This window comes from Candidatus Brocadiia bacterium, from assembly GCA_041658285.1.
Classification (GTDB): domain Bacteria; phylum Planctomycetota; class MHYJ01; order JACQXL01; family JACQXL01; genus JBBAAP01.
In genome coordinates this window covers 76,795-101,748 of sequence record JBBAAP010000002.1, presented here as the reverse complement: position 1 = coordinate 101,748, position 24,954 = coordinate 76,795, and the positions used below count along the sequence as shown (strand labels likewise).

Annotated in this window: 22 protein-coding genes and 1 pseudogene; 20 read left to right on the top strand and 3 right to left on the bottom strand. The window is 49.9% G+C overall.

The window, feature by feature from the left end:
* Positions 1-106: 106 nt before the first annotated feature.
* Complete coding sequence (locus WC980_02450) at positions 107-5,515, bottom strand: PQQ-binding-like beta-propeller repeat protein (GenBank protein MFA5793920.1); 5,409 nt, start codon at positions 5,513-5,515, stop codon at positions 107-109.
* A gap of 60 nt (positions 5,516-5,575) precedes the next feature.
* Entirely contained in the window at positions 5,576-6,418 is an 843-nt protein-coding gene (locus tag WC980_02445; GenBank protein ID MFA5793919.1) for a hypothetical protein, read from the bottom strand.
* A 58-nt stretch (positions 6,419-6,476) separates the two neighbouring features.
* On the opposite strand from WC980_02445, the gene dapB reads away from it, so the two are divergent.
* Genes dapB through WC980_02430 form a run of 3 tightly spaced genes read left to right on the top strand, consistent with a single transcriptional unit; the run spans position 6,477 to position 8,845 of the window.
* Positions 6,477-7,238: a 4-hydroxy-tetrahydrodipicolinate reductase gene (gene dapB / locus WC980_02440; protein ID MFA5793918.1), complete on the top strand. Its 762-nt coding sequence runs from the start codon at positions 6,477-6,479 to the stop codon at positions 7,236-7,238.
* Between the two features lie 15 nt (positions 7,239-7,253).
* Positions 7,254-8,558 (top strand): ChaN family lipoprotein, encoded by a 1,305-nt coding sequence (locus tag WC980_02435; protein MFA5793917.1) that lies wholly within the window; start codon positions 7,254-7,256, stop codon positions 8,556-8,558.
* 5 nt (positions 8,559-8,563) lie between these two features.
* The gene (locus WC980_02430) at positions 8,564-8,845 is read left to right on the top strand and encodes an HU family DNA-binding protein (protein MFA5793916.1); all 282 of its coding nucleotides are present in this window, start codon (positions 8,564-8,566) and stop codon (positions 8,843-8,845) included.
* 3 nt (positions 8,846-8,848) lie between these two features.
* Here WC980_02430 and WC980_02425 read toward each other — a convergent pair whose 3' ends face one another.
* Positions 8,849-9,853, bottom strand: coding sequence for an acetyl-CoA carboxylase carboxyltransferase subunit alpha (locus WC980_02425; protein ID MFA5793915.1), 1,005 nt, complete (start codon positions 9,851-9,853; stop codon positions 8,849-8,851).
* Between the two features lie 82 nt (positions 9,854-9,935).
* Between WC980_02425 and WC980_02420 the strand changes: the two genes are divergently transcribed.
* From WC980_02420 to WC980_02340, 17 genes and pseudogenes are all read left to right on the top strand, one after another.
* The gene (locus tag WC980_02420; protein ID MFA5793914.1) at positions 9,936-10,667 is read left to right on the top strand and encodes an RsmE family RNA methyltransferase; all 732 of its coding nucleotides are present in this window, start codon (positions 9,936-9,938) and stop codon (positions 10,665-10,667) included.
* Positions 10,648-12,051 carry a DNA repair protein RadA gene (gene radA, locus WC980_02415; protein MFA5793913.1) on the top strand — a complete coding sequence of 468 codons (1,404 nt, stop codon included), beginning with the start codon at positions 10,648-10,650 and terminating at the stop codon, positions 12,049-12,051. The genes WC980_02420 and radA overlap by 20 nt, the downstream gene beginning before the upstream one ends.
* Positions 12,048-12,281 (top strand): glutaredoxin domain-containing protein, encoded by a 234-nt coding sequence (locus WC980_02410; GenBank protein MFA5793912.1) that lies wholly within the window; start codon positions 12,048-12,050, stop codon positions 12,279-12,281. The genes radA and WC980_02410 overlap by 4 nt, the downstream gene beginning before the upstream one ends.
* 1 nt (position 12,282) lies before the next feature.
* Positions 12,283-12,453 (top strand): annotated as a pseudogene (locus tag WC980_02405) (glutaredoxin domain-containing protein).
* A gap of 75 nt (positions 12,454-12,528) precedes the next feature.
* Positions 12,529-12,705, top strand: a complete 177-nt coding sequence (locus WC980_02400) for a hypothetical protein (protein MFA5793911.1) — start codon at positions 12,529-12,531, stop codon at positions 12,703-12,705.
* Positions 12,706-12,768: 63 nt separating this feature from the next.
* On the top strand, positions 12,769-14,097 hold the full coding sequence (locus tag WC980_02395) for a nucleotide sugar dehydrogenase (protein ID MFA5793910.1): 1,329 nt from the start codon (positions 12,769-12,771) through the stop codon (positions 14,095-14,097).
* An 86-nt stretch (positions 14,098-14,183) separates the two neighbouring features.
* Positions 14,184-15,749: an AMP-binding protein gene (locus WC980_02390; protein ID MFA5793909.1), complete on the top strand. Its 1,566-nt coding sequence runs from the start codon at positions 14,184-14,186 to the stop codon at positions 15,747-15,749.
* Positions 15,750-15,888: 139 nt separating this feature from the next.
* Positions 15,889-16,119 carry an antitoxin, RHH family protein gene (locus WC980_02385; GenBank protein ID MFA5793908.1) on the top strand — a complete coding sequence of 77 codons (231 nt, stop codon included), beginning with the start codon at positions 15,889-15,891 and terminating at the stop codon, positions 16,117-16,119.
* Between the two features lie 7 nt (positions 16,120-16,126).
* On the top strand, positions 16,127-16,402 hold the full coding sequence (locus tag WC980_02380; protein ID MFA5793907.1) for a type II toxin-antitoxin system RelE/ParE family toxin: 276 nt from the start codon (positions 16,127-16,129) through the stop codon (positions 16,400-16,402).
* Between the two features lie 75 nt (positions 16,403-16,477).
* Positions 16,478-17,359, top strand: a complete 882-nt coding sequence (gene rfbA / locus WC980_02375) for a glucose-1-phosphate thymidylyltransferase RfbA (GenBank protein ID MFA5793906.1) — start codon at positions 16,478-16,480, stop codon at positions 17,357-17,359.
* A 153-nt stretch (positions 17,360-17,512) separates the two neighbouring features.
* Entirely contained in the window at positions 17,513-18,058 is a 546-nt protein-coding gene (locus WC980_02370) for a nucleotidyl transferase AbiEii/AbiGii toxin family protein (protein MFA5793905.1), read from the top strand.
* Positions 18,055-18,252: a hypothetical protein gene (locus WC980_02365; protein ID MFA5793904.1), complete on the top strand. Its 198-nt coding sequence runs from the start codon at positions 18,055-18,057 to the stop codon at positions 18,250-18,252. Before WC980_02370 ends, WC980_02365 begins: the two co-directional genes overlap by 4 nt.
* Before the next feature lie 151 nt (positions 18,253-18,403).
* Positions 18,404-18,943, top strand: a complete 540-nt coding sequence (gene rfbC / locus WC980_02360) for a dTDP-4-dehydrorhamnose 3,5-epimerase (protein MFA5793903.1) — start codon at positions 18,404-18,406, stop codon at positions 18,941-18,943.
* A gap of 209 nt (positions 18,944-19,152) precedes the next feature.
* Complete coding sequence (locus tag WC980_02355) at positions 19,153-19,749, top strand: hypothetical protein (protein ID MFA5793902.1); 597 nt, start codon at positions 19,153-19,155, stop codon at positions 19,747-19,749.
* 3 nt (positions 19,750-19,752) lie between these two features.
* On the top strand, positions 19,753-20,427 hold the full coding sequence (locus WC980_02350) for a nucleotidyl transferase AbiEii/AbiGii toxin family protein (GenBank protein MFA5793901.1): 675 nt from the start codon (positions 19,753-19,755) through the stop codon (positions 20,425-20,427).
* A gap of 199 nt (positions 20,428-20,626) precedes the next feature.
* The gene (locus WC980_02345; GenBank protein ID MFA5793900.1) at positions 20,627-20,794 is read left to right on the top strand and encodes a dTDP-4-dehydrorhamnose 3,5-epimerase family protein; all 168 of its coding nucleotides are present in this window, start codon (positions 20,627-20,629) and stop codon (positions 20,792-20,794) included.
* A 14-nt stretch (positions 20,795-20,808) separates the two neighbouring features.
* Positions 20,809-24,948 (top strand): glycosyltransferase, encoded by a 4,140-nt coding sequence (locus WC980_02340; GenBank protein MFA5793899.1) that lies wholly within the window; start codon positions 20,809-20,811, stop codon positions 24,946-24,948.
* The last annotated feature ends 6 nt before the right edge of the window (positions 24,949-24,954 follow it).

Sequence of the window (24,954 nt, the reverse complement as noted above, 5' to 3'; positions counted from 1 at the left end):
ACAGGATGCTGCGCTGTCCCGCCTTTGGGCAGGGCTCCAAGTGTCACTAATCCCACTCGCTATGCTCGGGGATAAGTGCCGGTAACTCGTTACACTCGAACCGGCACTAATATGCAATATTCATCCGGATAAAGAATCCGCGCACCGAATAGTCATAGGTATGTTCCAGGTTATCGGTGAAGTCGGTGAAGTTGTAGCCGATGCCGAAATGCATGGTCTTATCGAACTTGTATCCTATTTCCGCCAGATAGCCGGTCTTTTTGTCCGTCGTGCCTCCGGTCAGTTGGTCTGTCAGTGAATTCTTTGCCTCGGTTCTGAGGATACGATACTCGCCGCCGACTATAAAGCTTTTCAGGTGGTTTGTGTTCGCAGAGCGCCATGGCGCTGTAGCGCCAAACGTGTAGTTAATGCGGTTTATCCATAAGTCGGTATTACTGTGGGTCTCGGGGATATAGCCGATTTCCTCAGACATCCGGCGGTGCGCGTATTTTTCAACCACTTGCAATGGGGGTAAAATATCATAGGCCGTTTCCAGGGCGTAGATGTTGGCTTTTATCTGGCTGTTTGATTGGTTCCTTATGTCTTCCAGATAGGTGTACTTGGCAATAAGGAGCCATTTGTCCCATTTGACCGGCCGGAGCGCCGTGCCGATGCCGTATTCACGGAACAGGCTTTCGACCTTATCGGTAGTGGTGTTGTCTGTCCGAGCCCAGTTCAACCTCAACATTCCGGATAGGTCTTCGGTCAACTGATATTTGAGGTTATTGGCGGTCAGGTATTGCTTCTTGTTTTGAATACCGTTGTCGGCCCGGAATTCTAACTTGGTGCTTAATGTCGTTAAGCCTGATTTTAGATCTTCCGTATTCTTTGTGTCCTTTGTGTCCCCGCCCGACTGAACAGTCGTTCGGGCGGGTTTGTGGCTATATTGTGCATTAACTGACACGACCTGTCTTGTGGTCTGTGTTTCGTCGAAGTAATTGACCAGGCCGGTCTCAAATGAGTTCCTTACGGTCCACTCTGATGTTAGCTGTGTTTCCTCGCCCACCTTTTGGTTGTTGGAAACCATCTGTTCCTTGTCCGAGGTCTTGTATTCTTCCTGTGCGTAAACGGATGTTTTATTTGTGACCTGGCTTCGGCCGCCGATGGCCGAGGTCATCGTCTGGCCTTCGGTATCAGAGGCGCCTAATCCGTAATTGGTATACATATTGGTTCTGGAGCTGACCGGATACGAGAAACCGCTCAGGACCGAATAAGCGTCTGTGGCCACCGAGCCCTGGACCGATAGCTGTGATTTATCCGAGAATATGGTCGAGCCGCCCAAGGTTGTCTGGGTGTTGGAATATTGGTTAGTGGGGGTATCCTGAATTGCAAACTGTTGGGCGACAAAGAGTCGGGTTTGTTTGGTGTATTGGTAATCCAGCCGGGCGGCCAGGATATCTGTCCCTGAGTTGTTATCAGACAGGGCAGTAGACGGAATTTCTACATCCTGATACCGGTATTCGCCGGTTAGGTTGAGTTTCCCCGGCTCCAGCGCCCAATTTGCCTGCAGGAAAGCGGTCTGGTTTTTCTGCGCGCCTATGAGCGTGCCGGCAATAGTGGCCGGATTGGGTTCCAGCGTTTCCTGTGCGTCATAACCGACCATGAATTTTAACCTGTCGCTGGTTTTGATGGTCGTATTCATGCCGTATTTCTGTGTGCCTTGGTTGGCTGAAGTAGCGGTGGATTCGAATCCTTCACCGGTGCGTTGGTAAACCAGGCTGGTCTGGATATCCTTGGTGATGTCGGCCCTGGTCTTTAAGAGATAGGCGTTGCCGTCGGTCTTGGTCGTGCTGATCGGGCTGAAACCGGAACCGCCGTCCAGCGAAAAGTAGTCCGGTATTCCGGTTGACTCGGACTGGGCGTATTCGGCTTTGATGTCAATGGAACCGGTTCCGCTAATCGGGAAACTGAGGTTCACATCAGCTCCGCCGATCGTATAATCATTCGTATCAGTTTGCGAAGCCGCAGTCCCGCTGAAGGCGGGATAAACTCCGTCCCGATTATTTCGGGACTGAATATAGGTTAACCCGATATTAGGCGTGGCAATCCGTCCGCCGTAAACGCCTTTGGAATAATCAAGTGCGTCTGTTTCGTATTCGTAAGCCACTTTAATATAGACCGGGTTACCGTTAAGGATATTGCTGGATATTATGGTGCTGGATTCCTGAACCATTCCAACCGGTTGGAAGAAGATAATCCGGCCGTTACCATAATCTATCTCGTAGTCAATATCCCGCGCCTTGGTGACAGATGATAATGTAAGGTTTGACAGCTTATCCCGTGTTTCTATGGTAACCTTTTCAGAACCGGTGACTATGCTTTGGTTCTTGAGGTAGTAGAACGAGCCGCCGGTTGATTGGAATTCATTCACGGCCGGCACCTGACGCGACTGGCTGGTAAAAAGCGAAATATTATTGGGGAATAGCACAAATCTGTCAAATCCTTTTGGCACCGGGACATCCAAATATACATTTGCTCCATACAGCGCGCGGTTATAGTTGATTAATTCAGTTTTGTTAATATTAGTCTGATAGTTGCCGACTATTATACCAAGTTTGTGAGTGTTTCCGTCGCCCATTTCCGCCAATAAATATAGTGGTCCCTGCGTATTAGCGCCTTCATAAGAAACCCTGGAATTATCGCCATAAGTTGGGTAATATTTGTCCGGGTCTGTATATTTGAATAAATCAGTATTTTTATTTGAGATTCTATCGGTATCATAGGAAACAATAACGTGGGCTTCGGGATGCATGACAAAATTTGTATAAAACGCCAGCCTGCCGTCAGTATAGAGTCTTTTCTGTAAACGCTTATCACGATTGGCCAGGTCGGTATTGCCTTTGACAGATGAATAGCCTATCTCGCCGCTGCCTAGCATAACGCCGCCGTACCCATTTTTATATATATTGTCTGAGTATTTAGGGTTGATTGCAAAATTAACCTTTAGGAGCAGGCCTTCGGTAACCCGAACTATTTGAGATAACCCGACCGAATAATCTTCGGCATAACTGCCTATTTTTAAATGGTGTGTGCCGGGTTTGACCGCCGGAATATGATACATACCCTCTTTATCAGTTATTGCTAATACGCCATTCTCCATTATTATTGTTGCGGATGCCACGCCCTTTTCGCCTTGGTCAAATACGCCGTTGGCGTTGGTATCTATGAATACCCGGCCCATTATCGTGCCCAGGTCGAAAAGAGGGTCGTCAATGACCATCACTTCTTCGCTGGCCGTGTTCGAGGTTTTCCAGATTACGTCAAAATAGTCGCAATAGGCGCTGTTGACATATCGGCCTTTGGCCAGGCCGCTGCCGGCTATTAGTTGATACGACAGCGTCTTGGTCTGGCCGGGCGCTATCGCGTCTAAATCCGGGAATGTCAGCGCCGTGCCGGTGATGACCGGGTCGGCCAAGTTGACCCCATCAATCACGCTTGAGCCCGGGATATACCTGAACCCGGCCGGAATGGTATCGATGACGATATTATTATTAGATGTATCGGTGGTGGAGGTGAAATTGCTGACGGTAATATTATATGTAATGATTTCCCCGATGGTGATGTATTGTTTATTGGCCTTTTTGGACAGGACGATATTAGCCGGGTCAGCCGGGCCTGAGCCGATGGTATAGAGGCTGCCGTTATCGGCTCCGATATAAACCACCGCCGGTGATGCGCCGACATTGCTGTTGTTTATGGCCGGCGATGAACGCACCGCCGAGCCGATATCGCGGCTCCAGACCACAGTCCCGGCTGAATTGAGGCAATAAACCCTGCCGTCATCCGAGCCGAAATAGATATTGCCGGTAGTATCTATCGCCGGAGAAGAGCGTATCGTTGCCGTGGTTGGAAAAGACCAGTTGATGCCGCCGGTAGCCAGGGCAATGGAATATAAACTGAAATCGTCAGAACCGACATGAAGCGTGGTGGCGTTTACGGCCGGTGATGAATATACCGGCCCGGCAGTAGCGGCGGTCCATTTGAGCGTGCCGTTGGGATTGATGGCATAGATAATTCCGTTGGTTGCGCCGGCATAAACGGTTCCGTCCGCACCGACAGCCGGAACTCCGACAATCGCGCCGCCGGCTTGGTATCTCCATCTCAATGACAGAGGGTTTGTATCCAGGGCGTATAAATAATTATCGTTGGACCCGATATAGAGCGTGCCGTCCGCGGCAATAGCCGGAGCTGAATCAACCGCGCCACCGGTCGGATATAGCCATTTGAACGAACCGTCGTAGTTGACGGCGTAGATATTGCCGTTGCCCGAGCCGAAATATATGGTGCCGTCCGCGCCGATGGCCGGTGATGAACGCACTGTGTTGCCGGTGTTATAAGACCAGTTCACCGCGCCGGTGGTATTGTTCAGGGCGTATAGCGCCGTGCCGGCGCCGATGTATAGAGTGCCGTCTGAGCCGATGGCCGGAGTGGAATATATCTGTCCCAGAATCTGAGATGCCCATTTGAGCGTGCCGTTGGGGTTGAGCGCATAGACCTTGCCGTCGAATGAGCCGGCATAAATGGTGTTGTCAGCGGCAATCACCGGCGATGACTGGATGACGCCGCCGGTGGCGTATTGCCGCTTGACGGTGTCTGTAACCGGTCCGGCCATCGCGGTCAGACCGGTTCGTTGCAAGTTGGTATGGAATATCGGCTGAGGCGTTGCGGCCAGCGGTCCGCCCGGCGCTATGACCGTGATAGTCTTGGTCGCGGTTACAAACGCGCCGGCGCTGTCGCGCATCTGCATGGCTATCGTATGTGCGCCGGCGGTGAATGTCCGGGTAATCGTTTTGGCAATAGAGAAAGATGTGTCCCAGACGCCGTCGTTTTCCCAGTCCCAACGCACCATTAAGTTTTGTACTGGCTCGTCGATATCGGATGACGTGCCGGCATCGAACCAAAACACCGTGTTGGTTGAACCGGTTTCAGGGATTACATTAAATAAGGCTGTAGGCGCGTGGTTGGTTGGTTCCTTGTCATTCTTGACGTAGTCGAGAATGCTGGCCGCGCCCAGGATGGAACCGCCGATATACCACAGGCTGGGCGGAGATTCTTGGCCTATCTGGGACGCGGTGGTATTGACGAATTCGATTGATTCAGCATAAACCCCGTTTTTGTCCATCTCTCCCAGTTCCAGCAGTCCGTAAGGCGATTGCTGATAAAGGATAATCCGGCTTTTACCGATGTATCCGGTGTAATCGTTTGACTGAAGCGCTTTGCCGTTGACTATTACCCGGTCGGGCAGCCATTCCTGCAAAGGGACATCGTCCTCGCCGGTAATCAGTATTTCGTCCTTGCACCGGGCATACATGGCGTAATAATAAACGGCTTCTTCTTTATCCAGCGTTCTGGACAGGCGCCGGTAAATTATATCGTCAAATGGGTTTTTGGGTTGGTTCCAGGTGTAGATGACCTCGACCAGCGGCGCGTTGACGGCAGGCTCGGCTGAAATGGCAGGCGTGAATATGTAATACAATGTAAAGAATAGGATTGCAATTTTGTACGGTCTATACTCTATATGCATACTTTCATATGGCTACTTGAAATCCAGTTGCCTGGTTTTTTCGTTAATCAGCGACTCGGCTCCGGCCAGGCCGAAATCGGTTATTGTTATAATGGTCTGGGTCTTTTTCCTGGTTGAATCCTGCATCATCTCAAGCCGGGCCAGCCCGGATAGGGGTATTATTTTTGAATAAAGACTTTCGCTTGATAGGCCGATTTCCGGCTGGTTGGTAACCAGCTTGGTGCAGGCCAGCGACTTGATATCCGGTTGGGATGTGATTGTTATTGAAATTGTCTTGCCGCCAGATATTTCAGGTTCTCCCGCGACTGAAGTCTTATTTTCTGCTTTGGGGTTTGCCTCGTTAGAAGTCTTATCAGGAACGATGGGTTTATCCAGTATCTCCAGCCGGGTCAGCGGTATCAGGTTTAACTTGCCCAGCATCTCGGCCAGCAGTTTTTCCCGGGTAATCCGGGTTTTTATCTCCCATATCCGCAGGTTCATTTCTACGGCCGGCAGTTGCCCGTGCTTGACGATTATTTTCTCCGGCTGAGGAGTTCCCTTGGAATCAGCCAGGAACCTGACGATGCGTTGTGATTCTTTGCCATGGTTGACTGCCAGTTCGACCCAGAAAAGCTCCTGTTCGTATAACGTCTGTCGGCCGGTAATGGACATTTTGATGTCGGCCTCGGACGTGGATGACAGGTTGTCCTTGTTCGTTTCGGACTTGTCGATATCGTAACGGTTGATGTGGTATTGCACCCATTGGCCGACAGCTATACCGGAATTGGCGCCCGACTGGTTGGTTTCATGGGTTGCCGCATATCCGATCAAGGACAGGCATAGGATCAATAAAAATATCGCGGAATAATGTCGCATAGCGGAATTATATATAGCAAAGAGATAAAATCAAGTATATAAATTCTTTGACTAAAATATGAAGATATGGTCAAATTCCAAAATCATTATGATTACATTAGCAGTCAACGGTGCGGCCGGACGGATGGGTTTGTCTATAATCAGGCTGGCAACCGATTCCAAAATATTTAAACTGGTTCTGGCCGTTGACCGCCCGGGGCATCCTCAATCAGGTAAGGATGTAGGTCTGATGGTCGGCCTGGGCAAACCGCTCGGGGTCACGTTATCCGCGGCCATCGATAAAAAGGCTGATGTAGCTATCGATTTTTCACTCCCGGCCGGAGCTATGGGTTGTCTGGATGCCTGTCGCAAGCATAAAATACCGCTGGTTATCGGTACCACCGGTTTCGATAAGACACAGCTCAATAAGATCAAGGCCGCGTCAAAAGTGATTCCCTGCCTGTTGAGCCCGAACATGAGCCTGGGCGCCAATCTGCTTTTCAGGCTGGGTGCCGAGGCGGCCCGGACGCTTGGTCCGGACTATGACGCTGAGATAATTGAGACCCATCACCGGTTTAAGAAAGACGCCCCCAGCGGTACAGCCAAACGGTTGGCCGAATGTGTGGCCAAGGCGTCCAATAAGAATATTCCCATACACTCACTCCGGATAGGCGACGTGGTCGGCGACCATACCGTTGTTTTCAGCAACCTGGGGGAGCGCATCGAGCTGACTCATCGGGTCAACAACCGCGACATATTCGCTCGGGGCGCCATTTATGCCGCTAAATTCCTTGCTAATGCCAAACCCGGACTGTACAGTATGTCCGATATTCTGAAATAATAAGAAAGGCGTGATATGAAAAAAATAGTTTATCTGTTGGGATGGTTCCTGATTTGTGTTACTCTGGTGACTTTTATCTCAGCCGAAACGCCGGTTACTCCCAAGGTGGCTGAAGCACCCAAAGTCATAGAGATTAAGGACATTAAAAATATACCCCCGGCTGAACTGATTGGCAAGATTTATGACTTACGCAATAAGAAGTTTGTATCATTCGACGAGATGATGGACGACGCGGCTAAGGCCAATGTCGTTTACGTGGGCGAAACGCATGACAGTGTGCCTCATCACCAGATGCAGGAAAAGGTTCTCAAGGCCGTCTATGAGCGCAATTCCAAAACCAGGAAAATTTCCATCGGCATGGAAATGTTCCAGCGCCCGTACCAGTCATTTCTGGACGATTACATCGCCAAGAAGATAGACGAGAAAGAAATGCTTCGCAAAACTGATTATTACAGCCGCTGGAGTTTCGAGTGGATGATGTACCAGCCTATGGTCACGTTCTCGTATGAAAAAGGTTTAAAAGTCGTAGCCCTTAACGCTCCGGCCGAGATTAGCAAGAAAGTCGCCCGTAGCGGACTCAAGGTGCTTACCCCGGAAGAGCGTAAATCTCTGCCCGAAAAGATAGACATCAACGATAAGGAACATCGTTTTTACATCTATGAGCGATTCCGCCCGCATATCCAGATGGGTATGTTTACCGAGGAGAATTTCCAGAGTTTTTACGAATCGCAGTGCGTTTGGGAAGATACCATGGCTGATTCGGTGGCCAGCTTCTTCCGCGGGTTGGACAAAGACGCGGCTTCGGGCCAGATGGTCGTCTTCGTGGGCGGCGGCCATATTATGTTCCGTTTCGGTATTCCGGAGCGGGCCAAATGGCGTACCCAGTTCGATTACCGGACTATTCTGGGCGTTGAAATATCCGAAAACAAGGAACCTATGAATAAATCAGAGGACGGTAACAGCGGAGTATTGGAAATATTGGAAGAACACAAAAATAGCCCGGCTGATTACTTGTTCTTTACCAAGGTGTTAAAGATTGACCAGATTCGCCCGATGCTTGGAGTAATTTTGGATCAGCCTCTGGCTGATAAGAAGGGAATGCCTGTTAAGGACATTGCTCCAAACAGCGCCGCATCAAAAGCCGGGATTCAGAAGGATGATATTATTATTTTTGTTGACAATCAGCCGATAGCCGATATGTTAGACCTTAAATTCGCCATGCTTAACAAAAAGGAGAATGACAAGGTCGAAGTCACGGTTGTTCGGGGTAAAGATACCAAAAAGCTTGCCTTGACGCTGGAACTGGTAAAGCGCGATTAGCATATATGATTCACAAAAAAGATATTGCCCGCCAGGTAGCGGTTAAGCATAACATGTCCGAAAGCACGGTTATCAAAATCATCCAGACCACTCTGGACACGATAATAGATACGGTCATCAAGAAAGGGCGTTTGGAATTGCGCAACTTCGGGGTGTTCATGATAAAACAGCGCAAGGCCCGCAAGGCTCGTAACCCTAAGACCGGTGAAAAGCTTATGGCACCGGCTAAAAAGGTTATTGTTTTTAAGTCCGGGCATCACATCAAGAAAAAGCTGGCTAAGATCTGATAATTACTTGGTTTTTAATTCCGCCGCGGTTTTTTCCTGCAACTCCACAAACTTGCCGATGGCTCTGAATTTCTCGTAGCGCTTCTGAAGCAGCACTTCGGTCGGCATCTGGGTCAGTTCGTTCAGGTAGCGCAGAATTACTTTTTTGACGTTTTCCGCGGTTGTTTTATGATCCCGGTGCGCGCCGCCCAGCGGTTCAGGTATGATCTCGTCCACAATGCCCAGCTCCAGCAGGTCTTTGGCTGTGAATTTCAGGGCTTTAGCCGCGTCCGGCGCTTTACTGCTGTCGCGCCAGAGCAGGGCCGCGCAGCCTTCTGGTGATATGACCGAGAAGTAGGCATTTTCCATTATGGCCAGTTTGTCGCCCACGGCCAGGGCCAGCGCGCCGCCGCTGCCGCCTTCACCGGTGATGATGCAGATTATCGGCGTCCGCATCCGCGACATCTCAAAAAGGTTCTTGGCAATGACCAGCGCCTGTCCGCGTTCCTCGGCGCCGATGCCCGGATACGCGCCCGGCGTGTTTATCAGCGTGATAATCGGTAGCTTGAATTTCTCGGCCAACTGCATCTTTAACAGCGATTTGCGGTAGCCTTCCGGATGCGGACAGCCGAAATTGGATTCCATCCGTTCCATGGTATTTTTACCTTTCCGGGTGCCGACTACCATGACTTTGAAGTTATCCAGCTTGGCCAGCCCGCAGACGATGGCTTTGTCATCGCGGAACGAGCGATCGCCGTAGAGTTCTATGAAATCCTTGAATATCAAATCTATGAAATCCGTAGCCAGTGGCCGCTGGGGATGCCGGGCTAGCAGCACCCGCCGCCAAGGCGTCAGGTTTTTGTAGATATCCAGCTTTAAGCGGTCGGCCCGCTGCCTGAGCTTGCTTATCTCGTCCGTCAGGTCCACGTCAGCCAAGGACGAAAACTTCTCCAGCTCGGCAATCTTCTTTTCCAGCGCCACTATAGGCACCTCGAAATCCAAGCTATTTAGATTTTCCATAATCTTCATATCCTACATATTGCGGTATACCTGTCAATATCTGTATATAAAATAATTGACTCCGGTCGTTTGGCCTTATATTCTATGCCTCATGAATCATTTAAAGAGATTCTATTTCTACGGCCAGCCCCAGGCTGATAAAATCATCCTGGACCAGGTGCAGTCTCACCACCTTAAAGATGTTCTTCGCCTTAAACAGGGCAGTGACGTCGAGGTTTTTAACAGCCGGGGTGATTCTTATCTGGCCCGGGTGGCTGTCTTGGAAAAGGACCGGGTGGTGCTTGATATTATGGAAACCCGGCACGTCCAGGCGGCGCAACTGCACATCACCGTGGCCTCGGCTATGCCCAAGGGCTCGCGCATGGATTGGCTGGTCGAAAAAACCGCTGAACTGGGCGCTTCCGAACTCATCCCGGTCATTACCCGTCGCAGCATTGTTCGCGACGCCGACCGCAAGCTCCGGCGTTGGCAGAACCTGGCCGTGGCCGCGGCCAAACAGACCGGCCAGAATACACTGCTCCATATCCACCCGCCCATGGATTTTACAGATGTGGTCGGCCAAATAGCTAATTACGATTTAGCCCTGATTGCCGTACCGTCCGCGCCGGACGGTTCGTTGGAAGAAATGATGCAAAAAAGTGGAAATACCCGGCGGATATTGTATCTTATCGGACCGGAAGGCGATTTTACGCCTGAAGAGATTGAACAGGCGGTTAAAGCCGGTTTTAAAGAAGCGCGATTGCCGGTAACATCTATCTTGCGGGTAGAAACCGCTGCCATAGCCTTGTTAGCCATGATTTTTTATGCAGTTAAAAAGGCCTAAGACCGTTTACGTCTGCCAGAAATGCGGCTCCTCCGCGCCCAAGTGGGTCGGCCGTTGCGCCGAGTGCGGCGAGTGGGGCAGTCTGGCCGAAGAAATAATGGCGCCGCAGTCCCAGCAGAAAAATAAAACCTCGCTGGGCGGAGAGAGACCCAAGCCTATTAGCCAAGTCAAATTATCCGATGCGCCGCGCCTGATCAGCAACATCAAGGAATTCGATCGCATCCTGGGCGGTGGTATCGTTATCGGTTCGGTCACGCTTATCGGCGGCGACCCGGGCATCGGCAAGTCAACCTTACTTCTGCAGGTCTCGCACAAACTTACAAAGGAAGGCATGAAGGTTCTCTATGTCAGCGCCGAGGAATCGGTTCTCCAGACCAAGCTCCGGGCCGAGCGGCTGGGCGTTGATTCGGATAACCTGCTCCTGGCTTCCGAGACCAATATCGATGTTATCGGCTCTTACATAGAGGAATACAAACCCGACCTGGTGGTAGTGGATTCCATCCAGATGGTCTACCGTCCGGAAATACCTACTGCGCCCGGCACCCTGACTCAGGTTCGCGAATCAGCCATGGCCATGGTCTATCTCTGTAAGCGGCTGGGCGTTTCGCTTTTCCTTATCGGACACGTCACCAAGGATGGCTCGTTGGCCGGGCCGCGCTCGCTCGAACACCTGGTTGACAGCGTCCTTTATTTCGAAGGCGACCGTTTCCAGTCTTTCCGCATGCTCCGGGCTGTCAAGAACCGTTTTGGCTCGACCAACGAAATCGGCATATTCGAGATGCAGGAAGACGGCTTGATTGAAGTCACCAACCCGTCCGATATGTTTATCTCACAGCGTGACAAAGACACGGCCGGCACGGTCATCGTGCCGTCCATGGTCGGCAGCCGCCCGCTGCTCTTGGAAATCCAGGCTCTTACCTCGCGTTCTTATTACGCTGCGCCGTCGCGCCGGGTCAGCGGCGTTGATTTCAATCGCACCACCATGATACTGGCCGTGCTCGAGCGCCGGCTGGCCATACCGCTCGGTTCGCAGGACGTCTTCGTCAACGTCGTTGGCGGTGTCAAGATAGATGAACCGGCCGCGGATTTGGGCATCGCCCTGGCCATCGTTTCCAGCTATCGTAACCGGCCCATTTCCGATATCGTCGCTGTCGGTGAGGTCGGACTAGCCGGCGAAATCCGGCCGGTCAGCCATATCGACCGCAGGTTGCAGGAAACCGTCCGGCTCGGCTTCAATAAGATTATCGTGCCCGGCAACAGCGCGAAAAGATTGAAAAAAGAAGGTGATTTTGATATTCGCAGTTATAATTATCTTAACGTTCTGGTGCGCGATTTAATCGGCCAACCAGCTGATAAGGGCCAACCGGCCAAGGAGCAGTCATGAAAACGGTAAAGGTTTACAGCACGCCTACCTGTCCCTGGTGCGTAAAGGTCAAGGACTTCCTCAGCCGCCGCAATATTTTGTTCGAGGATATCGACGTTTCCAAGGACCCGGACAACGCCAAGGAATTGCTTGAGGTCTCAGGCCAGTACGGCGTGCCGGTCATTACCATGGATGACCAGATAGTCATCGGCTTTGACCCGATTCGGATAGAAGAACTGCTCAAGGAATGATATGAAAAAGGTTAAGGTTTATTCCATCCCGTCCTGCCTGGAGTGCATCAGGCTCAAGGCCTACCTCAAGGGCCGGCAGATAAGCTTTGAGAATATAGATGTCTCCGGTGACCCGGACCGGACCGAGGTGGTCAAGGTCTCCGGCCAGCGTTTTGTCCCGGTAATTGTTGTCGGTAACGAGGTCTTGACGGGTTTTGACCCTGCCCGTCTGTTCCTGGCGCTGGATAACACGTCTTATAAAGATTCTATTCTACCCAAGTGGCGTTGTTCCGAATGTGGCTACACGCTTGAAGCCCGAACGCCGCCGGCTCCCTGTCCCAACTGCAATGCCAAATGCGATTTTACCAATGTTACCTGCTACACGCCCGAATGCGGCGGGCAGGACAATATTGACCCTAAATTGTTTAATAATAAACCCGGATAAATGAAGTCTGGAGCCCAAGCTCCGGCTCGCCGATTAACGGCGATTAGAAAGAAGAGTACCATTATGAAACCGTTAGCCGCCAACCTGATGAATCGGATAAAGACACGCAAAGCCAAAGTCGGCATTATCGGCATGGGCTATGTTGGCCTGCCGCTGGCCCGGCTCTTCGCACTGCGCGGATTCCCCGTGACCGGGTTTGATATCGATCATAAAAAGGTGTCCGCTCTGAACGCCGGCAAGTCTTACATCAAGCATATTACCGCTGAAAGCATCAACGATATCAGGCTCAAGCGCGGGTTCAAGGCCGTGACTGATTTCGGCCAGCTCAAGAATATGGACGCCATCATCATCTGCGTGCCCACGCCGTTGACCATTATGCGCGACCCGGATATGTCATACATCGTCAACACCACCCAGACCATCCGCCGGACCCTGCGCAAGGGACAGCTGGTCGTCCTGGAAAGCACCACCTATCCCGGCACCACCGACGAAGTCTGCCTGCCCATACTGGAGCAGACCGGGCTCAAGGCGGCTAAGGATTTCTTCCTGGCCTTTTCGCCTGAACGCGAAGACCCTGGCAACGCTAAATACTCTACCGAAAAGATACCCAAGGTGGTCGGCGCCGACGACCCGGACAGCCGCGTCCTGGCCCAGGCGCTCTACGGTGCGGTGGTTATGAAGGTCGTACCCGTCTCATCGACCCGGGCCGCTGAATCGACCAAACTGCTGGAAAATATCTACCGCTGCATCAATATAGCTATGGTCAACGAGCTCAAGGTGCTTTTTGACAAGATGGGCATCGACGTTTGGGAGGTCATCAACGCCGCCTCCAGCAAGCCATTCGGATTCCAGCCGTTCTATCCCGGCCCCGGCTTGGGCGGGCACTGCATCCCCATCGACCCGTTTTACCTGTCTTGGAAGGCGCGCCAGTACGAGACGCCCACCAGGTTCATCGAGCTGGCCGGTGAGGTCAATCTGGCTATGCCTTATTATGTCGTTAACAAGACCGCCGAGAAATTCAACAATCTGGGCAAATCGCTCAAGGGTTCCAGCATTCTCATCCTTGGCGTGGCCTACAAGAAAGACGTCGACGATATGCGCGAATCGCCGGCCCTGAAGCTGATAGAGCTCTTTATGGAAAAGGGCGCCCGGGTCCAGTATAACGACCCGCACATACCGGCTCTGCCCGAACTCAGGCACTACAAACTGCCGCCGTTCAAGTCCCAAAAGCTGACCGTGCCGATGCTCAGGAAATACGACGCTGTGGTCATCGCTACCGACCACACCGCCTACGACTATCAGTTGATAGTCAACAACAGCCGGCTGGTCATAGACAGCCGTAACGCCACCAAGAATGTTACCAAGAATAGAAGCAGGATAGTTAAGGCCTAGGAGGACGGGAGATTACAGATTTCAAATTGCAGATTGAGAATTATCCGTGAAATCAGCTTAATCCGCTTACTAAAAAGGTATTTCTGATGTCAGCATTATGGCTTAACTTAGCCGAGACGCTCCGGGTCAACGCCGCCAAGTATGCGGACCGGATGGCGCTTAAGGACAAGTCCCGGCTGTTGACCTTCAGTCAGCTTAACACCCGTATTGATAAATTATCCAACGCCATGCTCGGGTTGGGGCTCAAGAAGGGCGACAAGGTCTCCTGCCTGCTGGAAAACTGCCTGGAAATCATCGAGCTCTATCTGGCCTGCGCCCGGACCGGTATCGTCATCAACCCCATAAACTTCCGGCTTAGCCCGGCCGACGTCGCCTACATCGCCGCCGACGCCGACAGCAAGGCCTTCTTCGTCCACGATGAATTCATTCCGCTGATTGAACAAATAAAGCCGCAGCTGCCGCAAATAAAACATTACATTGAGATAAAATCCCATATCCCGCATTCCAAATCTCAAATCTCTAATTTATCTGATTACGAATCCTGGCTGAACAGCGCGCCGGACAAGGACCCCGGCATTCGGGTCGACCCCAAAGACACCTGGGTTCTGCTCTATACCTCGGGCACCACCGGCAAGCCCAAGGGCGTGCTCCGGTCGCACGAATCATATATTGCATTCTACCTCATAAACGCCGGTGATTTCAGTTTCCGGCCGGACGATATCTGCCTCAACGTTATGCCGCTCTGCCACGTTAACACCACCTATTTCTCGTTCACCTTCACCTATATCGGCGGCGGTATCTACGTCCATCCGGCCCGGAACTTCAACCCCGAAGAAATCCTGGGTATCGTCGCCCGGGAAAAGGCCACCTTTATCTCGCTCATCCCCACCCATTACAACCTGATACTCGGCCTGCCGGCCGATGTCCGGGCTAAATACGACGTGTCCTCCATAAACAAGCTGTTGTGCTCCTCGGCGCCGGCCCGGGGCGAAATCAAGAAGCGGGTGATGGAATATTTCACCAACGCCCGGCTCTACGAAGGCTACGGCTCCACCGAGGCCGGTATTGTCACCATCCTCAGGCCTGAAGAACAGCTCAGCAAGGCCGGCTCTATCGGCAAGGAATCCATCGGCACCGACCGCATCAAGATACTCGACTCCGCCGGTAAGGAACTGCCGGCCGGGCAGGTGGGCGAGCTCTATTCCCGCGGCCCGATGCTCTTTGACGGCTACTACAAACTGCCCGACAAGACCAAGTCCGTTTTCAAAGGCCAATGGTTCAGCGCCGGCGATATGGCCAAAAAGGATGCCGACGGCTATTACTACCTGGTCGACCGCAAGGACAATATGATCATCACCGGTGGCGAGCACGTCTATCCCTCCGAGGTCGAAGAGGCGCTGGCCCTCAATCCCAAGGTTTTCGAATCCGCCGTCATCGGCGTGCCCGACGACAAATGGGGTGAATCGGTCAAGGCGTTTATAGTTCTCAAAGAAGGTCAGACCTCTACCGAGAGAGAGATAATCGATTACTGCCGCGACAAGATGGCGGCCTATAAAAAGCCCAAGAGCGTCGTTTTTATCAAGTCTGTTGATATTCCCCGGACGGCCAGCGGCAAAACGCTCTACCGTGAACTTCGAGGAAAATACGCGTAGCCACAGATTACACAGATTTATTTCGGGAGTCGTTATTATTCGTGTTAATCTGTGGTTAAATATATGCTAATCTATGACTGAATATTTCTTGACAAGGTGTTACAGAAGTGTAACACTACAGTTGAAAGGAGTCATTAATATGTCAGCCAAGAACCCCAGAATAAATGTAGTCTTAGACCGTCCCATTTACCAGGCCATAAGAAAATTAGCCCATGACGACGGAGTCTCGCTTTCTTATAAAGTCCGGGACCTGGTCAGTATGAGCCTTGAATACTTCGAGGACGTAGTCTTGACCGGCGTTGCCGAAGAGCGCGAGCGGACATTTAACCGCAAGAAAGCCCTGACCCACCGGCAGGTATTTCCCAAATAACGGCTATATGGCCTATACAATTTTATACCACCATAAGGTTAAGGAAAGCGACATCCCGGCGATTGACAAGACCGCCCGTGTCAGGATATCAACCGCCATAGAAACGCGGCTGACCATTGAACCAGAAAAATACGGGCACCCCCTGCGCAAGCCCTTGAGTGGATACTGGAAACTGCGCGTCGGGGACTACCGGGTTGTTTATAAGGTAAACAAAAACGAGGTATGGGTTTTGGCTATTTTGCACCGCTCCGTAGTTTATAAAATAGTTTCACAAAGGATTTAGCAGGGTTGATTTAACTGGGAAATAAACTATCAGCTAAATCAGGTTAATCTGTGTACTAAAAGTTAGGAGCATAAAATGAAAGGTATCATCTTAGCCGGCGGTAGCGGCACCCGGCTCTATCCCATCACTCAGGCCGTCTGCAAGCAGTTATTGCCCGTTTACGACAAGCCGATGATATACTACCCCTTGTCTATCCTGATGATATCCGGCATCCGGGAAATCCTGATAATCTCCACACCCCAGGACCTGCCCCGGTTCAAGGCTATCTTCGGCGACGGCGCGCACCTGGGCCTGAAGCTCAGCTACAAAGAACAGCTCCAGCCCAAGGGTCTGGCCGAATCGTTTCTCATCGGTGAAGAGTTCATCGGCAAGGACGACGTCTGCCTGGTGCTGGGCGACAACATCTTTTACGGGCACGGGCTGACCAACCTGATGAAGCGGGTGGTGGCCGATGTCAAAGCTCAGCGTGGCGCCACGGTATTCGGCTATTACGTCCAGAACCCGGTCGCCTACGGCGTGGTCGATTTTGACAAGTCCGGCAAGGCGCTGTCAATAGAGGAAAAGCCCGCGCATCCTAAATCAAACTACGCCGTCACCGGCCTGTATTATTACGATAACAATGTGGTCAAGGTAGCCAAGTCCATCAAGCCCTCGGCCCGGGGCGAGCTGGAAATAACCGACGTCAACCGCGAATACCTCAAGAAGAATGCTTTGAGGGTGGAATTATTGGGCCGCGGAACGGCCTGGCTGGACACCGGCTCCTGCGAGAACCTCTTGGAGGCCAGCGAGTTCATTGCTATTATCGAAAAGAGGCAGGGACAGAAGATTGCCTGCGTCGAAGAACTGGCTTATGAATTGGGCTATATAGATAAAGAACAGTTTAAGAAACTGATAGAACCGTTGAAAAAGAGCTCCTACGGCCAATATCTGGAGAAATTTCTTAACAAAGGAATATAACCGCTGAGAGCACTGAAGCCACTGAATAGTGTTAACATGGACTTAAATAGACTATAAAGAGACTTGTAAAAAGTAAGGTCTCGTTCAGTCCCTGTTGAATAAAAGTAATTTTTAGTTTTTCGGGCTTTCGTGGTTAAAAATAGGGCTAAATATATGGACTTCAAATTAGTGCTTCAGAAACTGCTGGTCGCCTTTGATCGGTCAGGTGTCAAATACGCGCTGATAGGCGGTTTTGCCATGGGGCTGTGGGGCGCCGGGAGGTCTACCGTGGATATAGATTTCCTGGCCGACCGGGACGATATCGACCAAATTGACGTCATTATGAAGAAACTCGGCTATCAATGCCGTTTCCAGACCGAGAACGTGGGGCAATATGTTTCAGACTTGAATGTTTTTGGCGAGGTGGACTTTTTGTATGCCTTTCGCCCGGTCAGCCTGGGGATGCTCAAACGGGCCGGTAAGAAAGAGATATTCAACGGAGCGCTTAAAATCAGGGTATTGAAGCCCGAAGACATCATCGGCCTGAAACTTCAGGCCATCAATAACGACCCCGTCCGCCAAAAGCAGGACCTGCCCGATATCGAAGCGCTGATGTCGCTCCATAGAAATAAGCTTGACTGGAAGTTGTTAAAGAAGTATTTTAGCATGTTTGAAATGGCCAATGTATATAATAAACTATACCGGAGTTACGGGCTATGATTTCCCTTAAAACGATTGAGCAAACGGCTATTTCCCGTGACATGCGGGCGGTAGCAAAAAACCGGCATAATCCCTTCAAAAACCGTAAAACCGGGGTTGATAGCTACCTGGAATTTGTTACCCAATATAACGAATTTATCAACCACCGGGCTAAACCGTTCAGGAAAATGGTCGACCGGCTGATGAAGATGTGATTTCGGAAAAAGACAAAAGACGATAGACTATATATCATAGAGAGCGTAGTCTCACTGAGCCCTTCGATAATACTCAGGGTAAACTTAGCGAATGGGGAAAATGTAAAAGTATTCTTTGTGTCCTTAGTGTCCTTTGTGGTGAAAGGTAACTATGAGTTTTAATTTTACCAAACTATCCATCCCCGAGGTCGTGCTCATCGAGCCCAAGGTCTTTGCCGACTCCCGCGGGTTCTTCATCGAGACCTACAAGCACAGCGAGTTTACCGCGATGGGCATACCCGAGCACTTCCTGCAGGACAATCATTCTTACTCAATCAGGAACGTATTAAGGGGTTTGCATTACCAGAAATCGCCCAAGGCGCAGGGCAAGCTGGTCAGGTGCGTCAAGGGGGCGATCTGGGACGTGGCCGTGGATATCCGCAGGAAGTCCGCGACCTACGGCAAATGGGTCAGCGCCGAATTGTCCGAGCTGAACAAGATGATGCTCTATGTGCCGGCCGGGTTTGCGCACGGGTTCGTGGTGCTGAGCGACCAGGCAGACGTGATATATAAGTGTACGGAAGAATACTCGCCCGCCAACGACCGGGGAATTATTTGGAACGACCCGGATATCGCCATCGCCTGGCCGGTTCAGAACCCTCTGGTATCGGAGAAGGACAAGAAGCATCCTTCATTTAAGCAACATTCGTGACAATTCGTGGTAAAATTAAGGTTCTCCGCATAATTCAGTTTTTATTGACATATTTTACTAAGAATATATAGTTAACAAAAACGTTAATTAAGTATGTTTACCATAATTGCCATAAATATGGTTATGGCCGCTATGCCGGCACCTGGGTCCGGGATTACGAATGGCTGTTTTTTCATACATAGTATGAGATGCGGAAGAAGCGGGTTAATATGAATTATCCCAAATTGTCGTCATTGCAGTCAAAAATGTATTTTACCCCGGTCGAACTCCAAAGAGTCCTGGGCATAAAGCCGGCATCAATCAGGGTTCTCTGCAGCCGGTACGTAAAAAACGGCATATTCACCCGGCTAAAAAATAATGTCTACGCTTTTTCCCAGAAATGGGCTGATGTATCGTCTGAAGAGCTTTTAAAGGCCGCCAATTTTCTCCAGGTGCCGTCTTATATTTCATTTATGACCGCCCTGGGGATTTATGACATGACCACCCAGGTCCAGCGCAATTTTACGGAAAGCGCCGCGCTTAAGCGTTCCATCAAATATGACATCAAAGGCGTTGCCTTTAACTACTACAAACTGAAAAAACGGCTTTACTTCGGGTTTGTCAAAAAAGACGGCATTTTTATCGCTACGCCGGAAAAGGCTCTGGCAGATACGCTCTATCTCTATTCCATCGGCAAATATCGTCCGGATTTAAATTCGCTGTCGTTAGGCCGGCTGGACAGGAAAGAACTAAGGCGGATTGCCGGGAGATTCCCGCTCCGGACGCAATCGGCGATTAATAAGTTATTGATGGTGCGCAAGGGATAAAATATGCAAGACTTGATCAAGCAGGAACGGTTTGAGATGGAGGTTCTGGACAAACTCAACAGCGCCCGGTTGTTGGGCAACCTGACCTTTGGCGGCGGGACCATGCTCAGGCTGTGTTTCGGGTTAAACCGATTTTCCGTAGACCTTGATTTCTGGATTACCAATGACCTTGACCGGGCCGGGTTATACAAAAACCTGAAAGAATGCTTGTCCGGAGCGTACACCCTGAAAGACAGCCGGAACAAATTCTACACCATTCTGCTGGAGCTCAAATCAAAGGACTTTCCGCGCAGTTTGAAAATAGAAGTGCGCAAAGAGAAAAAAGACATCAAGACCGAATCGGCCATAGCCTACAGCCGTTATGCCGACATCCAGGTGCCGGTCCGGGCCGTATCGCTTGACGACATGATGCAGGCTAAAATAGAGGCGTTTCTCGACCGCAAGGAAATCCGTGATGCCTTTGACATCGAGTTCCTGCTGAAAAAAGGGGTCAAGCCGCAAACCAGCCGGGAAACCGCCGGGCAGATATTAGAAGTCATAAGCGCGCTAAAACCGAACGATTACGCCGTCAAGCTGGGTTCACTGCTGGAGTCCGACCAGCGCAGATACTATAAAACCGCCAATTTTAAGGTATTAACCCGGATTATTTACGAGTTTAGCGTGAATAATTTCCGTTAGCCTCGCAGGACACCCGTACGGGTGACCGAGAGACTTACGGCCGAGGAATCCCGAGTACTTTAATGTGGTCCGCCCCGCCAGCGGGGTGGATATGAATAATCGGGGCTAAGAATGGCTTTGATGGAAATAACCGGATTTGTATAGTAGTCCTGTTTTATTGACAATTGGCAGGTTTATAGTTTACTTATCCTGTTGTTATATGAAGAGTGTAAAATCAACCAAAGATTGGCTTGGGAACGACCGGGGAATTATTTGGAACGACCCGGATATCGCCATCGCCTGGCCGGTTCAGAACCCTCTGGTATCGGATAAGGATAAAAAACACCCGCGCTTGAAATCAGCCGATATTAACTTTAAAACTAAATAAAACGTAATCTAGTTATGATAGTAAAAAAAACAACAAATCTTGAATGGACCGGGGAGCGGTTCGTTCCTGTTGGTCCGACCGCGGATACCCATTATGAGCACCTGCATCGCTATGGGTTCGCTGGGGAATTCGTTAAAGACAAAAAAGTCCTAGATGTAGGATGCGGCGAAGGGTATGGGTCGTTTTTTTTGGCCCAAACAGCTAAATCGGTAATAGGCATTGATATTGATAAGGCCGCAATTAATCACGCTTTAAAAAAGTATCGTCAGGAAAACTTGAAATTCAAGATTGGCGATGTCAGGGACATTCCGTTAAAAGGTAAGAATTTATTCGATGTCATAGTATGTTATGAGGTCCTTGAGCACATAAAAGAGCAGGCCAAGCTGTTAAAAGAGGTCAAAAGACTGCTTAAGGATGATGGTTTATTTATTGTTTCTACGCCAAATAAGCCAGTTTATTCGAATAAACGCAATTATCGAAATTCATTCCATAAAAAAGAGCTTGATATCAACGAGTTTTCCGGCTTGATGAAAAAGTATTTCAAGAACGCTTCATTTCTCGGGCAAAGGATATTTCCGTCGTCCAATATATGGGATTTAAAGGGTTCATATCGGGACTGGCAGGAATTGAGCCTAAAAAGCTCAGGCAAGGAACTTAAATACGCGAGCGTGAAGAGAAAAGAGCCTTTCTATTTCATTGCAGTTGCGTCTAACGGCAAGGTTGACATTAAATATAATTCCTACCTTGTGGACACTTCATTCAGACTGTTTGCGGAAAAGGATAATTTAATTTCTTCGCAAAATAGCCAAATCGAAGAGTTGTCAAAATGGGGTAAATCACTGGATGAACAGATAAAACAATACGAGAAACGGATTGTAGAGCTTCAAAATGAAGTGCAAAAAATTGGTAAATGGGGAAAATCGTTGGAATCAGAAGGCGAAGAAAAAGATACCTTATTAGCAGCGCAACAGGTGGAAATAGAAAAGCTTGGCAAATGGGGACAGGAATTAGATGCCGGCAGCAAAGAGCGGGATAAGTTATTGGTCGAACGCCAAGCGGAAATAGAAAAGCTCAGTAATCATAGTATTCAATTAGATGCCGAGTTGAATCAAGGAAACCAAAGAATCATCGAATTACAGAAAGAAATAGAAAATCTTAGCAAATGGGGTCAAGAATTAGATGCTGGCAATAAGGAACGTGATAGCTTATTGGTCGAACGCCAGGCAGAAATAAAAAAACTGAGCGATTGGGGCAAAAGCCTGGACGCGGAATTAACCAGGCAGGGGCGGCGCATATCAGAGCTCCAGCAGGAGGCGGAAAAACTGGGCAAGTGGGGCCAGGGCTTGGATGCCGAGGTCAGGCAGAAAAATCAGGTTATTGTCGGGCTTAATCAGTCCATCTCCGATAAGGAACGTATCATCAAGTCCCTGGAAACCACCGTTACCACCAATATCAACCTGCTCCAGACCTTTATCAAGGACCATATCTCTAAATTAGAGGTTGAACTTGATAAGCGCCAGAAACATCTCGAGGAGATGGTTGCTGTCCTGAACGATAATAAGGTTCAGCTTAAGGAGCTGGGGGTTGAGTTTACTGCGTTGAAGGCACGGAATGTGGAATTAGAAAAAGATCTGTCTGTCAATCGCATAAAAATAGTTAAGTTAGAGGCCGAGTTATCAAGCGGTCATTTTAAAATGTCAGAATTGCAGGGTACAATCATTAATAAGGATGAGCAAATTCTGACACTTCAAAAACAGCTAAATAATAATGCTGCTAAAATCAAGGATATGGATAATGAAATTGTTAAGCGAGGTGAATGGGGCGTGCGCCTGCAAAAACAAGTGGATGAATTGGACGCTGAATGCGTCAGGCGCGGGCAGTGGGGTAATAGACTACAAAAGGAGATAGATGAAAATAATACCCATATCGCAAACCTGCAGATGGAAAACCGGCATATGGCCTATGACCTCGAGGAAATCCATAACTCGCACGGCTGGCGGGTTATATCCGTATATTACAGGTTTCGCAATTTTATCCTGCCCTTGGACAGCCGGCGCCGGCGGATGGCCAAGGCAACCTGGCGGTTTTGCTGGAATGCGGTTACGTTCAGATGGTTGAGGAAGAATGAAACATCCAAGGTCTGGACGCCGCCGGTCCGGCAAACTGCGCCTGTTCAAGAACTTCCCAAATCGGAACCGGGCCAGTCCCGGGAATGGAAAGCCATAGAATTCCCGGCTGTTAGTAAACCGGATGTTTCTATCATCATCCCGGTTTGGAACAAGTGTGAATATACCCATAAATGCCTGGAATCGTTGGTTGAAAATACCGATGGCGCGCCTTACGAGGTGATTGTCGTAGATAACGCATCGGAAGACGAAACGCCTCAAATGTTGGCAAAGATAAAGAATATCAAGGTCATTAGGAACGAAACTAATCTTGGATTCGTCGGTGCTTGCAACAAGGGCGCGGAGCTGTCCAAAGGCAAATACATACTCCTTTTGAATAACGATACCAAGGTAACCAAAGGTTGGCTTAAGGCGATGACGGACCTGGCCCAGAGGGATGATAAAATCGGCCTGGTCGGGACCAAGCTGGTCTATCCCGACGGCCGGCTCCAGGAGGCCGGCGGCATCATCTGGAACGACCCAATCAACATTGCCTGGAACTATGGCCGGCTCGACGACCCCAAGAAATGGGAATATAACTATGTCAAGGAGGTGGATTATTGTTCCGGCGCCTGCCTGCTGGTCAGGAAAAGCGTTCTCAAGGGCGAAGACCTGTTTGATACATACTACGCCCCGGCCTATTGCGAGGATACCGACCTGGCGTTCCGGGTCAGGCAAAAAGGATACAAGGTGATGTATCAGCCAAAAGCCGAAATAATCCATTTCGAAGGCGTTACCGCCGGTACCGACACCGCCCAGGGAATGAAAAAATACCAGGTCATTAATACTCAAAAATTCTACCGCAAGTGGCAGACAGTTTTGGAAAAGGAGCATTTCAAGAACGGCGAAAACGTCTTCCTAGCCCGTGACCGGTCGCGCAATAAGAAGATAATGCTGTTTATGGATAATAATGTGCCCACTTGGGACCAGGATGCCGGCTCGGTCAGGATGTATGAGTACCTTAAGATATTCCTTAATATGGGTTTTAAAATTATATTCTGGCCCCATAACCTTTACCGCTACGAGCCTTACGGACCGGAACTGGAGCAGATGGGTATAGAACTGGTTTACGGGCCTAATGATTTTAATAAATACATCAAGAATTACGGCAAGCATATAGATGTTGCCTTCCTGACCCGGCCGGACGTGGCGATGCCGTATATTGATACCATAAAATCCGTGGCTAACATCAAGGTCTTGTATGACCTGGTTGACTTGTATTTCCTCAGGGAGGAGCGGAAAGGCCTGCTCGAAAACGACAAGGAAGCGCTCAAGCGGTCGAAAGAATATAAATCCAAGGAATTATACCTGATAGCCAAGAGCGACGTTGCCCTGACCCTGAGCCCGGTGGAAAAAGAGATTGTAGCCAAGGAGCTTCCCAAGGCGAAAACAGTGGTTGTCCCTTATATCCAGGAGATAAGCCTTTCCAAGGCCGGTTTTAACAAAAGAAACGGATTATTCTTCTTGGGCGGGTTCCAGCATCCGCCTAATGCCGACGGCATCAAATGGTTCATCAAGGAGGTTTATCCGCTGGTGAAATCAGGCATACCGGATGTGACATTGACCATTGTGGGCAGTAAGCCGACGCCGGAGGTGCTGGCCTTGGATTCGCCCGAAAAGGGCGTAAAGGTGGTTGGTTATGCCAAGGATGTGGCGCCGTATTTCGAGAACGCCCGGGTGTTTGTCTCGCCGCTTCGTTACGGCGCCGGCATAAAAGGCAAGAATATCCAGACTATGAGTTTCGGCCTGCCTATGGTCACAACTTCTATCGGGGCTGAGGGGTTGAATTTGATGGACGGCCAAACGGCCATGATTACCGATAAGGCCGATGATTTTGCCCGAAAGGTGATATCGCTTTATAAGAATAATCTTTTATGGGATAAGATTTCCAAGCAATCTATACAATACGTCAAAAACAATAATTCAATGGATTACGCTGATAAAACTTTCAGGAAGATTTTTAGCGATATCGGCATCGTGATGGAATAAGCGAAC